Annotated in this window: 10 protein-coding genes; 8 read left to right on the top strand and 2 right to left on the bottom strand. The window is 39.4% G+C overall.

Features of this window, described 5'->3' with window-relative positions:
* The first annotated feature begins 156 nt into the window (after positions 1–156).
* The 3 genes from LMH66_RS19320 to LMH66_RS19310 all read left to right on the top strand — a co-directional run bounded on the left by LMH66_RS19320 (position 157) and on the right by LMH66_RS19310 (position 3,767).
* Positions 157–780 carry a LysE family translocator gene (locus tag LMH66_RS19320; protein ID WP_229372429.1) on the top strand — a complete coding sequence of 208 codons (624 nt, stop codon included), beginning with the start codon at positions 157–159 and terminating at the stop codon, positions 778–780.
* 841 nt (positions 781–1,621) lie between these two features.
* The gene (locus LMH66_RS19315) at positions 1,622–2,122 is read left to right on the top strand and encodes a hypothetical protein (protein WP_229372426.1); all 501 of its coding nucleotides are present in this window, start codon (positions 1,622–1,624) and stop codon (positions 2,120–2,122) included.
* 175 nt (positions 2,123–2,297) lie between these two features.
* Positions 2,298–3,767: a capsule assembly Wzi family protein gene (locus LMH66_RS19310; RefSeq protein ID WP_229372423.1), complete on the top strand. Its 1,470-nt coding sequence runs from the start codon at positions 2,298–2,300 to the stop codon at positions 3,765–3,767.
* Positions 3,768–3,853: 86 nt separating this feature from the next.
* On the opposite strand, the gene LMH66_RS19305 is transcribed toward LMH66_RS19310, so the two are convergent.
* Together LMH66_RS19305 and LMH66_RS19300 are read right to left on the bottom strand one after the other, a co-directional pair.
* On the bottom strand, positions 3,854–5,398 hold the full coding sequence (locus LMH66_RS19305; RefSeq protein WP_229372419.1) for a sigma-54-dependent transcriptional regulator: 1,545 nt from the start codon (positions 5,396–5,398) through the stop codon (positions 3,854–3,856).
* Between the two features lie 29 nt (positions 5,399–5,427).
* Complete coding sequence (locus tag LMH66_RS19300; RefSeq protein ID WP_229372415.1) at positions 5,428–8,961, bottom strand: PAS domain S-box protein; 3,534 nt, start codon at positions 8,959–8,961, stop codon at positions 5,428–5,430.
* Between the two features lie 253 nt (positions 8,962–9,214).
* Between LMH66_RS19300 and LMH66_RS19295 the strand changes: the two genes are divergently transcribed.
* The 5 genes from LMH66_RS19295 to LMH66_RS19275 all read left to right on the top strand — a co-directional run bounded on the left by LMH66_RS19295 (position 9,215) and on the right by LMH66_RS19275 (position 16,286).
* Positions 9,215–10,396 (top strand): SpoIIE family protein phosphatase, encoded by a 1,182-nt coding sequence (locus LMH66_RS19295; RefSeq protein ID WP_229372412.1) that lies wholly within the window; start codon positions 9,215–9,217, stop codon positions 10,394–10,396.
* Positions 10,397–10,589: 193 nt separating this feature from the next.
* On the top strand, positions 10,590–11,033 hold the full coding sequence (locus LMH66_RS19290) for an ATP-binding protein (protein ID WP_229372409.1): 444 nt from the start codon (positions 10,590–10,592) through the stop codon (positions 11,031–11,033).
* Between the two features lie 2,106 nt (positions 11,034–13,139).
* Entirely contained in the window at positions 13,140–13,817 is a 678-nt protein-coding gene (locus LMH66_RS19285; RefSeq protein ID WP_229372407.1) for a glutathione S-transferase family protein, read from the top strand.
* A gap of 120 nt (positions 13,818–13,937) precedes the next feature.
* Positions 13,938–15,065, top strand: coding sequence for a zinc-binding dehydrogenase (locus LMH66_RS19280; protein WP_229372405.1), 1,128 nt, complete (start codon positions 13,938–13,940; stop codon positions 15,063–15,065).
* 825 nt (positions 15,066–15,890) lie between these two features.
* Complete coding sequence (locus LMH66_RS19275; RefSeq protein WP_102527913.1) at positions 15,891–16,286, top strand: STAS domain-containing protein; 396 nt, start codon at positions 15,891–15,893, stop codon at positions 16,284–16,286.
* Positions 16,287–16,308: the final 22 nt, after the last annotated feature.

The raw sequence follows: 16,308 nt of genomic DNA, 5'->3' as shown, positions 1-16,308 counted from the left end.
TATGAGGTGATAATATCACCTCTAACTAGGTGGCCAAATTAACTATGCCACTACACTTTAACGAGAAAGAGACATATAACTACAGATAAGCTCGGCTGATTATTATATTCTATTCACAATATAGAAAAGCATAATGCCTCAGGAAGCGCGATTATAATGGAACTACAGCAATCACTCAGCCTTTTATTTACCATGTTCATACTAGCAATAGTTCCAGGCCCTGTTGTATTTGCGATAATTTCACGTTCTTTCTCTCATGGTTTAATGCCAGCAATGCAATTATTTCTCGGGGTACTCATCGCTGATTACCTATTTATCTGTATTGCGCTATTTGGCCTTACAGCACTTGCCAGTGTTATGGGCTCTGCATTTATTATTATCAAATATTGCAGCGCCGCTTATCTGTGCATTTTAGGCTTTCAGCTTATTAATGAGAAACCACAAGCAGCTCAAATTGCAGATATAGGAGAACATAATAATTTCAAAGGGATAAAAAATACCTCAACAGGCTTAATGATAGGACTAAGTAATCCCAAGGCTATTATATTCTACATTGGGTTTTTCCCTGCATTTGTCCCCTCAACCAATATTAGTGTCAACGATGCCTTGATCGTTATGAGCATCGCAACGATTGCCTTTGGAAGTATTAATCTTTGTTATGCATTAATGGCGGTGAAAGCGAGGAAAGTATTTAAATCAGCAAAAGCCAATCGCGTGATTAACCTAATAGCCGGAAGCATCATGATAATAGCGGGAATCTTAATAGCACTTAATATATAACAAAATCATCCTCAAATAACTAAAATTCTTTTTTAAAATGTGAAACTATTTACTTTAGTTTTTCCTTATGTATACAGCGAAAATCCTTATTCAAACTGCAAAAATAACTCCAACTCCTAGCGACATCCACACGGTCAATTTACATATCAAATTTGCTTATATAGTAGAGTTTATATGTTGCAAAAAGGATTTATTGTTAATAAATGGTTTGAATATCATTGTTTCACCCACTCATATGTTGCATAACTTGCACTTAATCTACTGTATATAAATAAGTCAATTACCTTTCTTATTGCTCGCGCTAAAATAAGTCTTTAACTAGACTTAATTATCTATAGGGTTACCAATGATTGTAGAAGTCAAAGTACATTGCAGTCACTGTAAAGAACACCTAATGACAAACAATGAATACTACCCTGGTCGTTTCACTGATTGTGAGTGTCCAAGTTGTCTTACAAGATGCGAGTTTACTCAAAGTATTCAAGAAATGGTGTCTGTATCAAAATGGTACAAACCATTGAGTTGGGGTAAGCGAGTTCCTCTAACTGAAATTAAGTCATAATTTAAAGATTTTAAATTGGTTCAATCGTTGTTCAGGTATTGTTAGCTATAGTTAGCTTTCGATAATAACACTTTGATAAAAGTTAATTGGTGATGACACTTTGGTAAGAGCTTATTGAGCTAGGCTAAATTTACTCAGCTTAATCTGTAAATCAGAGCCATTTTAAAAGAGCTATTTTAAAAGAGTCATTATCCACTCTTGCTCGCTCAGTAAAAGTAAACTGTGAGTATGCAACGTCATTTAATACCTTGATTTATCCGTTACATTTTGGAGTTCAATATGCAAATTCAATCGTCAGTTAGTACTCAACAAGTTAATGATGCAAGTGCAACTAATACGAGTATTACACCAGCAGAAAGTGCCAGTATTGCAACTTCAAAATCAAGTGCAAGTGCATCTCAAGTTGATAGCGTAAATTTAAGTGCTCAAGCTATAGCGTTATCTAACCAAGCCGCAACAATACCTACCCAAGCAGCTCAGGCCAAGCAAACTAATTCTACTTCCTCTGAAGATGGTACCCAACCATCATTACCCAATGATGGAGAAAAAGTAGAAAACTATGTCCACTACAAAAAGGCTCAAGCTCAATATCAGTTCTATTCTGACTTAGCGGGTGTTGCTAATGGCAGCGATAATTCGATGAGTGCGACATCTGCGTATATGGTGAAAAATAACGATGATGCAAGAGCCGCCACCGTGCAGGCAGCCAACATGAACAACCAGCAAAATATGTTAGATACTTATATGCAAACCACTCAAAGTATTAATGAAAGTGTGTGAAGTGATAATTAATAACATTGATATAAAACATTCCCATCAACTCAGTCATTGTTATGTAACAAGCAGTAAAAAATAAGCGTCTTTATTATATGAATACTCAATAGGCTGTTATTATTGCGAATAACAGCCTATTTTTTATTAGTTGATGTAATACTTTCATCTAAATGAGTACAAAATGAAGTTAAAAATACTAGCAGGGATTGCATTACTAAGCAGCTTTTCAACTCAAGCCGCTTGGTGGATTGAACCTACCGATTTACCTCTTCGCGCCGACATTCAACTCTTAGCTGATACAGGCATTATTCTTCAGCCTGTTACTACATTTCCATTAATGTGGTCAGGGATTAAGTCTGATCTTGATAACGCAGCTGAAACCCCGATGTCAGTGCATCAAAAAGATGCCTTTCATCGCGTCATGCGTGCCTACAACAAAGATCATAAAGCGGTGAACTTAAGCGCAGGTCTCTCTGGTGCCAATGAACAAGCACGCTTTATTGGTTACGGTAATGATTACCGTGATAAAGCTGAAGTTGAATTCACGGCAGAAGTCACTCAAGACTGGTTCAGCGGACGTTTAGCGGCAAGCTACCATTACGATGCCATCGATGGTAATGAATCACGCCTTGATAACAGTTTCGCAGCGGTAAAACTCGGCAATTGGATTGTTACCGGTGGCGCAGTACAGAAGTACTGGGGGCCAGGCTGGGATTCAGGTTTAATTCAAACGACAAACGCTAGACCTATGCCTGGTGTGACATTTTCAAGAAACAACAGTAATGCCTTTGAGACGCCATGGCTTAACTGGATTGGCCCATGGACGTTCACTACCAGCTTTAGTCAAATGGAAAGCGATCGTTATGTCGCTGATACTCAACACTGGGGCGCACGCGGTACCTTTAAACCTATTTCAAAGTTAGAAGTTGGTTTTTCATGGACTATGCAGTGGGGCGGTGAAGGCTACGGAAATAGCTTATCAGACTGGTGGGATGGCCTGACAAATGGCGGCGTTGATGAAGGTGATGAAGTCAATGGTCAAGAAAACATGCTTGCGGGATATGATTTTAGATGGTCAGATACCGCATGGGGCGTGCCTTATGGCATTTATTACGAACGCATCCATGAAGATTATCACAATGGTAAAAACAAACTGATCAATGCGTCTAACATGGGCGGTGTTGATATTTACATTGCTGATTTAAGCACCCGTTTTTTTGCAGAATACTCTGATACTGCAGCATCATGCGGCTTAGAATCTGATGTGTACAACTGTATGTACGAACACGGTTTTTATCAAAGCGGCTATCGATATTATGGTAGAAGTTTAGGTAGCACTTACGATAACGATTCGCGTGTTGTGGTGTTAGGCGGCATTACTCAACTTGAACATGGCCAAAGCCTAAGCACTAAGTTCCGTTATGCTAAATTAAACTTTGATGGTGTAGATACTTCTAGACCTGAAGGTGGGAACCCAATATCACCTGGCCGATATGAACGCTTATACCAAGCTGATGTTAGTTACCATCGTCCATTTTACGAAGGTAAATTAAAAGTCGGCGGTACTGTGGGCTATAGTGAATACCCTGAAATTGACACCAGTAGCGATTGGGAAACCACTTTCTACGCTGGTTGGGAACGTGATTTCTAAGCAGTAAAAGTTTATAAGTGATTGAACATTAGCCCATCAAACTTGATGGGCTTCTTTTATTTATAAGCAAAAATTTACAACCTGCTTTATAGCCCTTTATCTTCCCACTGCTGCTTTTTACGGTAAATCGTTGAAGGACTTACATCTAACAATGCAGCAGCTTTTGGGATATTGCCATCACATTGCTCTATCGCTGTTTCAATAGTGATTTTTTCTGTTAGCCAAAGAGGTTGAATATCTTCTGCTGATCCGATGACATCAACGGGTTCAGCAAGTGCAACAGCAGAACTGCTCACGTTACTCTGACTCGCACTTGTATTGCCCCCAATAGCCGCATCATCTGCGGTAAGTGAACCATCACCTATCAATTCTTGCGATTTGGCATTAATCTCTGTGACAGTGGAAATAGCAATCGGGTTCACTTGCGACTCGCTTTTAGAATCAAGTTTAGCTTGCGATAATGCCGCAGTTACCTGTGCAGGTAACATGTTAATTGCCACCTCATCAGCAATATTAAGTACTACGACCTGACGGATGACATTTTGCAGTTGGCGCACATTACCCGGCCATGAATACTGGGTAAAACACCTTTCAACTTCTGAGCTGAAACGTTTAAATGTTTTTCCTTCTTCTTTGCTATATTGTTTGAGCAATTTTTTAGCAATAGAAATCACATCTTTACCGCGCTGGCGCAGTGGCGGTAATTCAATAGGAATGACATGAAGGCGATAGTATAAGTCTTCTCTAAAACGGCCATCTTGCACTTCTTTCCATGGGTCACGATTTGTTGCGCTGATAAATCGCACATCGACTTTTTCTTCTTTATTGCCGCCCACACGTTGAAATACACCAGTCTGAATAAAGCGCAGCAGTTTGCTTTGTAGCTCTAAATCCATCTCACACAATTCATCAAGAAATAACGTCCCACCATCAGCACGAGTTGCCGCGCCGTCTCGATGACTTACTGCTCCAGTAAAGGCTCCTTTGGTGTGACCAAAAATTTCACTTTCAATCAAATCTTTTGGAATTGACGCACAATTAAGCGCAATAAAAGGCTCTTCAGATCTGATCCCCGCTTCATGAATTGCTTGGGCACAAACTTCTTTACCGGTGCCACTTTCACCAACGACAAAAACTGATGCCTTACTATTGGCAACACAATCAATCGTGTTATACACCGTTTGCATAGCCAGAGAATCACCAATAAAACCATGGAAATTAGTTTTAGGAAGGCTGTTTTCATAATTAGACACTAATGCCAATAAGTCTCTTTGCTTCAAAGCATTACGTACGGTTATTGATAACCTTTTACTGTCGAAAGGCTTTATCAAAAAATCAAACGCCCCCGCTCGCATCGCATCAACGGCTAAATCAATCGTGCCGTGAGCAGTAATCATAATCACTGTAATATTGGGGTATTCTTTTTGCACCTTAGTCAAAATATCCATACCCGACATGTCCGGTAATTTGATATCCAGTACTAATAAATCAGGCTGTTTACGCGCTAATTCTTTTAATGCATCTTCGCCAAAATTAACATGGGTCACTTCCGCGCCTTCTGCGCAAAGGTACTCACTGTATAACGCACCTAATGACATACTGTCTTCTACAAGAATGGCACTAAATCCCATGTGATAATTCCTTTTGGTATTCAACTATATTATTCATCGGTTTCTATTTTAAACCTTTGCTTAATTTCAGATAAACTTTGTTCGGATACGCTAAATATTTGTTCAAATAACGCCGATAGTGGTTCATTGCTTGTTCTAGAAGCCGCTTCTAACTGTGTTGCCACTTCAGATAATTTCTGCGCGCCAAAACTACCTGCACTGCTCTTAATAGTGTGCACTTGGTCTTCGATCTCGTCACGGTTTCCATCTGGAGTGAGCGCTTTTAAGGTGTCAATTCGCATTAACGTTTCGCCATAAAAAACCTTCATCATTTTAGCCAAGCTCGCTTTACCTACCGCTTGTTCTAATTCATCAAAAACCCGTTGATTTAATAATGTATTATCAGTTGCACTGTCATCTTGAATCTCAGCCTTGTTTTCAGAGACTTCATCGCCGATACCATCAGTCACATTATCACTAAGTTCATTGCTGGCAACAGCCATATCTATATCTGAGCCTGAGTCTATTTCTAAATCACCGCCTGTATCAGAGCCAGCATCAGCAAGCGTAAATTGCATCCCCATTGTCATAACGCTGTCTTGTTTTACCTGACCAAGCCAATGACTCACACCAGAAATCAAATCAGATTTGTTAACCGGTTTACCAATACAATCCAGCATACCTACCGCTTTACAAGCAGCAATTTCTTCACTAAAGACATTGGCCGTCATCGCTAATACGATTTGTTCAGGCTTATGGGCTAAGATTTTTTGGCAAGCTTCTAGTCCATCCATTTCAGGCATTCTGATGTCCATCAAGATCAAGTCAAATTCTTGTTTCAGCGCGAGTTTAACTGCTTCAACGCCATTATTAGCGTAAGTCATCACAGCGCCTTCATTAGTCAGCATAGTCCCAGCAACCATTTGGTTTGCAGGACTATCTTCGGCCAATAATATGCGGCAACCGTCAGGTAAGGTGGCAATTTTCTCTAATGGTTTTTCATGAGTATTATCAGCCGTTGCGCCTTTAATTAAACTCAATAACATTGCACGGCTTAATGGTTTGCTTACTGACTCTTCAATACCTAATGCAGAAATAAGCGTTTGAGCATCATTATTCACTCCTGAAGATAAAGCTGAAATATACCCAGACTCAAATAAATAGTCGCTACGCAGTGAAGTAACTTCTTTTTCTTGTGCGGCTAGTAAACAAGTATCATCCAACATCACTAAATCAAAACGGCCACGGATTCGAGCGTTTTTAAACACTGAGCTAACCTGGTGTTCGTATTTAGTCTCAACACCATATTGACTATATTGTTTCTTAATCAACTTACATACCGTTTCATCAGGGTGGAGTAACAGCACTCGAGGGTGTTCTGGTAATCTGACATTATGGTTTGTCGCTTGACTAGACTCATCTAAAAGAACAGAAAGCGTAAACTGACTGCCCTCTCCTAACTTACTGGTCACTGAAATTGAACCGCCCATCATTTTTGCCAGTTCAGAACAAATTGCCAAGCCTAATCCTGTACCTGCATAACTCGTAGTATGAGTGTCATGAACTTGTGAGAACTCACGGAATAGTTTCTCTTGTGATGCTTCACCAATACCAATACCTTGGTCTGTCACGCGACAGCATAATTCCACTTTGTCATTACCACGATTAGGGATCCACACTTCAACTGAAATACAACCATGGGTCGAAAACTTAATCGCATTATCCACTAAGTTCTGAACGACTTGCCTAATTCGCTGCGCATCCCCCACCAGCATTTGCGGCACATTACGATTAATATAACTGGCTAAATGCACGCCTTTATCGTGGGCTTTATGGGATAAAATTTGCAGTACCTGAGCAACAAGCTGATCAGGCTCAAATTCTTTGGGATCTAACACCATTTGACCCGCTTCAATTTTAGAAAAATCAAGTATGTCATTAATGGTGCTGAGTAATACCGAACCCGCTTCTTTAGCAGTTCGCGCATACATGCGCTGACCTTTTTCAAGGCTGGAGTCCAACAGCAAATCAACACTGCCTAAAACAGCATTAAGCGGCGAGCGAATTTCATGGCTCATGGTTGCCAAGAAACGAGATTTCGCTTTACTGCCTTCCTCCGCTTGCTCTTTAGCTTGGCGTAACTCTTCCTCTTTGGTTTTTTGCTCTGAAATATTACGTAAAAATGCGGTGTAATACATTTCATCACCTAGCTGAATTGGAATCACCCTTAATTCAACTGGGAACTCGTCGCCCGCTTTATTATGTGCAGGGACTTCTATTCGATTATTCAATACAGGGCCTTCACCGGTCTTACGATGATGGTCCATGCCATTTTTATGCGCCTTATGAAAGCCATCTGGGATAATGAGGTCTTCTAGTAATTCGCCTAGTGCTTCTTCACGTTCATAACCAAATAGTTTTACCGCAGCAGCGTTAAACTCTTCTACACGGCCGGCAATATTAATGGTGATTAATGCATCATGACTGGCTTCTAAGGTCGCTAAATGAATTGACTGAGTTCTTGCTGCTGAAGCTTGCTCCTTTTTAAGCTCAGAGACGTCTTTTATAAACCCGAGGAACAACACTTGACCATCAATTTCCATTTTGGAAATTGATAACTCAATAGGAAATAAGTGGCCATCTTTATGTTGAGCTTGTAACTCTCTACCTCGACTGAAACCGATTATTTTTGCATCGCCACCATTTAAATAGTCTTGAATGTAACCGTCATGCATAAAACGATCAGCCATCGGCATTAAAATCGACACATTCTCGGAGATTAACTCATCTTTCTGATAACCAAATAATTTACTGACAGCTTTATTAACTTCATTAATCACACCATCTACATCAATAATAACAAACCCATCAGCTGCAGAATCTAGAATGGTATTTAGGCGAACATTGGCACCTTTTAAATCGTGTCGTTCTTCATCTACGGTTTTTAGCATTTCATTAAATGCATTGGTGGTATCGGTAATATCTTGAGTACCAGGTTCATCCACCTGCACTCCCATTTCACCATGCAATACTCTTTTTGAAGCATGCTGAATATTAAATACATGCTTAATTAAGCGTAAGCCTTGAAACCAAGACAAAATAGAAATCAGAATAATAACCAGCAGCATCAGAGCACTATATTTCATTGCAACACTGACAACACTGTCATCAAATTCTTCAGTGTTGACCATCAGTTTAATTTCAACCCCAGTTCCATTATTGGACTGTGCTTCCACTAAAACTAAATCCTCAACATTTACTGGATCAGTAGATTCGAGTAACTCAAAAATACCTTGGTTATTTCTTTGGGCAGCATAAAGTCGGTTGTCGCCATTAAATACTTGAACAGACTCAATATGGCTGATGTGATGTTCTTCTAAAGATTGCTTAAGCAGTAATATAGATTGGCGTGGATTATTGACATCAACACTATTGGCCACTAAAACGGCAGACAAGTGACCTTGTTGTTGAATTTCAGTTTGATTGGCAATTTGGATTACTCCGAGGCTGTTAAAAATCAGCAGCAAAAGTAAAGCCGCTTGCATTAACCCAATTGCGATAATGGCTTTTAATCTAAAAGACAAATTCCTTCTCCTAATGCCGCTTGAAAACCTATCCATGTTATTGAGAAATAACCACTATAAATCCAATATAAAGCATGCCACAACTCACTATGGAACACCTCGTTGCATTTTGCAAAAGTTAATTTGCAAAATGAAAATACGCAATATTGCATATTGCGAATAATCGAATATAACTTTGATAATCAACAACAAATAAATTTGGGAACATAAATTGCTTTATCTCACTATACCTCTTTATTTTTAGGAAACAGCTATGCAAAATGCAAGTGCTCCTGCAAAAAGAATGTCGATTTTATTAGTAGAAGACACTTTTAGTGAGCGTTATTACATTGCTAGCCTCATACAGAGCTTTCAGCCAGAAGGCGTAGAGTTCATCATCACTCAATGTGAAGATGGGCTAACTGCGTTTGATACTTGTAAATTGCATCACTTTGATTTAATCATCAGTGATTGGCGCATGCCTAATATGAGTGGTGTAGAGCTATGTAAACGCTTAAAAGAGGCCAATAATCCTGCATTTTTCTTATTACTTACCGGAAATGATAAAACTGAGGACATGGTTTACGCCATGGAAACAGGCGCTGACGACTACATAACAAAGCCGTTTCTCGCCTCTGTTCTTAAAGTAAAAATACTTGCTGCAGTAAGGTTAATACAAGCCAAAAAGTTAATTATTGATAGTAAGCTTGAACTCGAATCAATACTCAGCCAAAAACAAACAGAACTCAAACAAGCCGCAGCACTGCAACAATCTTTATTACCCAAAGATAACTTGATATTTGATAACTGGGAAATTCAACATTATTTTGAACCAGCAGCAGAACTGGCTGGTGACATTTTCCAATGTTTTAGAATTTCTGAAGACTGGATAGGCTTTTATGTCATTGATGTATCAGGTCATGGGGCGCCTTCAGCAATGTTGAGTTTTACCTTGGCACAAGGATTATCTCCGCAGCGAATGGACTGGCAACTCCCACCAGAAATCTTAATGCAACGGTTAAATCTGTTGTTTGACGACCCTGCCAATTTAGGCCAATTCGCCACTGTCATTATCGGAAAAATTAATACTCAAACGCACACAGTACAAATGTGTAGCGCTGGTCACCCTATGCCATTTTTACTATCTAAACTCGGTGTTAACACTCTTGAAATCCCATCGGGCCTCCCTATTGGGATAGACAATAATAGCCAATATAAAAGTGCTGAATATCAACTCAACTCAGGTGAACAGTTATTACTTTTCTCTGATGGCGTTTATGAAGTTAGCCACCCCTTACACGGCATGTTTGGCTTAGAACGATTTAAACAGCGTTGTTTAGAAGCCAAAGCAATGCCGGCGCATCAACTGCTTAAGCATCTTATATATGTGCTTAATCTTTGGAAACAGAATGACCCCCAAGATGATATGTCTTTACTGCTTTTTTCAGCACCTTAATATCTATTACTGATAGTAATCATATGGATAAATACGATGCCTTAAATAGATTGTTCTAAGGTTCTATCTGAGATTAAAGAAATCGAGAATGAAATGAATGAAAACTGAACATAATGACTCTAAGGTAAATAACTAAACTTTAACCAGCAAAGTCAAAATGAAAAATTGCTACATCGGCTTTTAAGGATTAATTATGAATAGCTTACAAATGAATACATTATCAATGAATGCAAAACCAATGGATAGCTTGCAGATAAATATTGCTTTAAACGAAATGACACCAGAGCAAGTTTATGACGACATTGAAGCCTTTTTCATTGTTAATAATATTGATTCACAGCAAAGATTTAAGCTCATGTTATGTATTTTAGAGTCGGTTAATAACGTGGTTCAGCATTGCCCTGAAGATGCAGAAATTGTCACGGTGATGCTACAAAACCATCAAGATAATATTGTCATTGATATATTGGACAATACCAAATATGTAAAACTATCAACGCCCCAAAAGTGTCCAGAAATCACCCAGCCCAATGGCCGTGGCTTGTGGATAATGGAGCAATGGATGGATCAAATCGAAAAGCAAGCCACAGTGCTTGGAACACATTTAAGGCTTTCTATGCAAAAGCAGCCAGCCTAATACTGTTCTAAAACTTGTTCCATAGTGCTGTACTAGTGCTGTACTAGTGCTGTATTAGTGAGATATTAGTGCTGCTGTTTTTACAATAGTTTAGGCCAGAATCTGGACTCGAGACTAAGAGCATAAAGTGATGCACTCATTAGTTTTGCTGATATCGTTTTGTCAGTATTTGAGATGACAAGAACCGAAATAGCGTTTTATATGAACTGACTAATTAACCATGTTTGTAAGGTCATTTAGACATAGGCAAAATTAGCATCAAATGGTTTATTGACCGTATAGAGAACTTTATTAACATTCAACCTAACTCATTTCTGGACATAAATGATTTAGAGCTTCGGCCTGAAAATGATTATTGTCATTAGGAAAAGTATAGTAATTTAATATGCGGTAACGCCGCCATATGGGGCGCACAATGCATGGCTAAACTTAGCGCAAGCCAAGCATTTTACGTCCAATTGCCATCATGGTCTTGTTAGTTGCCATTTACTTGTAGAGCAGAACAAACATTAGAATTATTGATACAACGGGTAAACACGTTAAATTAATAAAACTCCAATATTGCTTTTGGAACAGAGAGTACACTCCGAGACCAAGATGTAGGCAAGTGATAACACTACATACAGTCGCACTAATTATAAGCTTAAGTGTATGTTCATCATCAGAAAATAATAATATCGAAACGAAACATGCTGGAAGAATAATTATTAATTCAGCCCAAATGGCATGAGAATTATTTAAAAATTTTATATAACTCTGAGCTAGATTCATCATACGGCAACTAAAAGTTTATTATATAGCTGCTCGATAATCTTCCGGCTAAAATTCAACTTAGCAGCAACCATACCAAGCCAACCGACTGTTTAATATTGATAAAATAAAGTTAAAGACCAATTTTATTAACACCAAATCCACAAAAGTGAGCGTCTTGATGTAGAGGTCTCTACAACCTTTTATCAACCATCGTAAATTCAATAAGTTATCAGGAAAGTAGAAGTTTATCGAGCATAAAATATCCGCTTTTGCTCACTTTACTTAAGAGTCATCAGCGTAAAATTGTAACTGTGTATCTATCTAGTACTTTATAGTCAGATCTCAGTGCCCAACACATTAGAAAATATAAGGCGCTATTGCAGTTCCCTGACACATAAATTTTCCCGCTAAAACATAATGGGGCATAAACGAGTTACCAGCACCAACTTTGTACTTCATCAGTATTGGCTCTGTTAATGAGAGTCGTCACTTCAATCTAATCCATTGCCTGCCGCAGGCTTTTGTGCAGATACAGCTGCGAGACGCTACAAGTACGTCCATGTAAGCTCTGCCAAAACATCCATGTTTTGGAAGCTCGCTGCTGCATCTACACTGGGTTTATTGTCTCTTCGATTTGACTGCATTGGTGATAATTTAAAGAGCTAAAGCTAGTAGTTCTTGCATTTAAAAGACTCTATTTGAATTGAGGACGCAGAGAAAATAGCGTGAGCCTGACAGGACGTCAGGCTAGCTTTCGCGGTGCAGGGATGCACCATCGGAAGCGTTAGCATTTTCGAATAAGGCCGAAGCAGTAATCAAACGAAGTCTAAAGCTGGGTCAATCCCCGTTGAAAACATGCGCTTTTCAGCATTTTTCGTTGGGGCAGCAAGGTGTTCCAAGAGGGAATTGCTGTTGATACCCTTTTGGTCTGGTGTGGGCGAAGCGCCACGACTTTGATTTTTAAATGTTAACTTCAAAATTTGAAACACATTTTAGGGCAAAAATGAGTTACCAGCATCTGCTTTGAAAATAATGATGGGTGTCTTAATTGTTTTAATTGCCTTAGTAAAGCAACCCGCTTCGACGACTTTATTGAAATAGCGTATTGCACGTAGATGATCCAACAGGCTTCCCCATCAAATAAATATCTGAGTAATTATCACCACCCATTATTGTCTTTAAAGCAATAGTGATTGGTGTTTTTCCATATATATAACCTGATTAAAACAAGTAATAATTGGTTTAACTTAAACATTGCAACTATGACCTTGTTGCAGCGTGATACAGACTGGACGTTAATTGTGCTTTGCAGGCAAAAGAAACCACCTTCACGTTTATGATGGAAACTAATTTATGATGACTTGGCACGGTTTTGCCGCTAGCAACTATTACAACCTAGTGAAACATGTACTGCTACACAAAGAACTACCGTTTGAAGAAAACCTAATTTACGGTGGTAGTGATAAGTTAATGGCAATTAGTCCTGCCGGCAAGGTCCCTGTGGTCACAACGGCTGAAGGCCTTCATATTTCAGAGTCGAGTGTGATTTGTGACTTTATTGAAGAGACGTACCCTGAGAGCCCTCTCTACCCTGTCAATGCCACAGAGCGAGCGGTTGTGCGTCAAATTATGAAAATAGCAGAGCTTTATTTTGAACTACCAAGCAGACGACTAATACCTTATGCATTGTCAGGCACCGCAGCGCCAGAAACGGTTAAAGCGGAAGTTCGCCAAGTATTAAACCGTGGAATAACAGCCTTAAGTCGCTTGTGCCAGTTTTCACCTTGGATAGCAGGTGAACAATTCACCATGGCTGACATCTATGTTTATTACGTAAACACCATCGTTAGCGCTTTTGGTTCTAGCCAACTTGATTGGGACGTACTTGCAGAAGTGCCTGGTATGAAAGATTGGAACGCTTCAATGAGTCAGTCCGCCATTGCTCAAAGCGTTGAGGCAGATCGCCTGGCAAACATGCCCGAGTTTCTCCAAAAGGTAAAAGCTCAGTTTCAAGCAGCAAATGCTGAATAGTGCTTAGCGATAAAAACAACCAATACTAAAATATTACTTAAATTAATTACCAACAAATTACGGCCAATACAATCACGTTATTGGTTCAACGAATTTAGTTATTTGCAGGAGCAAAACGGCATGAAAGATACCAACATTCAACTGACTTCAACAATCAGCCAAGATAATAAATTAACCCTGGCTTTAAAAGACATCGAGATGCCACAACCTTCTGCCGATGAAGTGGTTATTCGCATTGAGGCAGCACCATTGAACCCGTCAGATTTAGCCGTTTTGTTCAGTGCTGCTGATATGACAACTGCGGCTGAATCAGGCACAAAGCAAAGCCCTGTCATTACAGCTGATGTTCCCGCTAAATTCATGCCTGCGGTTAAAACCCGAGTGGGTAAGGCAACTCCAGTTGGCAATGAAGGTGCTGGAACTGTAGTGGCCGCAGGTTCATCGCCTGCGGCACAAGCATTAATGGGTAAGACTGTTGCAGTGATTGGTGGTGGAACTTATCGTCAATTTATATGCGCTAATGTGCAAAGCTGTTTAGAGTTAAAACAAGGCACTACGGCTAAAGAAGGCGCATCTTCTTTTATTAACCCACTTACCGCATTAGCGATGGTTGAAACCATGCGCGCTGAAGGCCATAAGGCCATCATTCATGCGGCAGCTGCGTCTAACCTTGGTCAAATGTTAAACCGTATTTGTATTGCCGATGGCGTCGATTTAATTAACATCGTACGTAAAGCAGAACAAGAAACGCTGTTGCGTGATATGGGCGCAAAATATGTTGTTAACTCAAGTAGTGATACCTTTCTTGCTGACTTAACTGCAGCAATTATTGAAACGGGTGCAACGATTGCGTTTGACCCCATTGGTGGCGGTCAATTAACCAGTGATATTCTTAACTGTATGGAAGTTGCTGCGGCGCGTGATATGACAGAGCACAGCGTATATGGCTCAGACATTTTCAAACAAGTTTACATCTATGGCGCATTAGACCGTAGACCTATTACGCTAAATCGTAACTTCGGTTTTGCATGGGGTATCAATGGGTTCTTGTTATTCAATGCACTCGGTAAACTAGGAACTAAAACGGTGATTGCGATGCGCCAACGCGTTGCAGAAGAGATCAGCACCACTTTTGCTAGCCACTACACACATGAAGTGTCATTAGCAGAAGTATTAAAATTACAATCGATAGCGTCTTATTCTAAACAAGCGACTGGTGAGAAGTACTTAATTACACCTCAAGGATAATCAGGCATTAACTGATTGAATAAAAGCAGAGGACGATTATAGGACTCTGCTTTTTATTTGGTAAGCTCTCTTTTCTGAGCACGGCACCAATTAGAAAAAGTAGTTAAAATCCCTAGAATTGAAATGTGATGAGCTAATACTCTAGCTTGGAAAGGAACAAAAACGCGTTACCAGCACCTGCTTTATAATTCATCAGTATTGGCTCTGTTACTGACAGTGATTACTTCAACCTAATCCATTGCTTGGCGTATTAAATGTATAGAATATAAAAATGCACCAACCACATGGTCAATGATGTTCCCAACATCATAATGACATTTCCAAATCCCTATGGGCCAGATATGAACAAGCGACCTTATCTGCAGATACAACTACGACACGCTGCTTTGTTCATATAAGTTAACAGTCTCTGAAAGTAAAGCCCCTGAAAGTAAAAGTCACTTAAAGTAAAAGCCCCTGAAAGTAAAAGTCACTTAAAGTAAAAGCCCCTTAAAACTCGGCATCACAAATAACCTCCATATTCAACGACCCATCCGGCATCCATGAATCTCTCATCACGTGTCAACTTGGAACAAAGTTGCTTAATAGTCATTGATTTAACTCTTCACGAATAAATAATCCCTTTTTGCAATTTGCAAAACGCAATAACAAGCATCAAAACCGTGTTGCAAACAGCAATTAACCTCATTGCAAACAGCAAACCATCAAACCAAATCGAAAACAAACCCAACTAAATTACTGATTTATAACAACATAAAATCTGGCACGCTAACTGCAATATCTAATTACAAGCACAAGAGCGTCATTTCAATCTAGGAGCACGTTATGAAATTTGAATTAAAAGTTGCCCAACATGCCAGCGTAGTGACCCTACCAATCAGAATGTTTATGGCGCACACACCGACTTATAGAGCGGCCCTTATCGATTACATCAATAGAGGTCATACCCGTTTAGTCATTGATATGCAGCACCTTGAATATATCGATTCCAGTGGATTATCTGTGCTGATTTCAGCGCGTAATCAAGCGCTGAACTATCAAGGAAACATTGTTCTCCTTTCACCATCACCCGCAGTGAGATCATTGATTGAATTAACCCGTTTACATCATATTTTTGAAATATTTGAAACTGAAACACTGGCATTAGATTTTTTACGTCACAGCAGCATTGTTGAAGAGTCTGACTTTGATAAAAGAGTCATCGCCGATTTAGCTAGCTAAATAATGTCAAAGAAATTTGTTC

The sequence above is a fragment of the Shewanella sp. 10N.7 genome (assembly GCF_020806285.1).
Lineage (GTDB): Bacteria > Pseudomonadota > Gammaproteobacteria > Enterobacterales > Shewanellaceae > Shewanella > Shewanella electrodiphila.
Note: the sequence above shows the minus strand (reverse complement) of the source record. Positions and strands in the feature narration are given on the sequence as shown.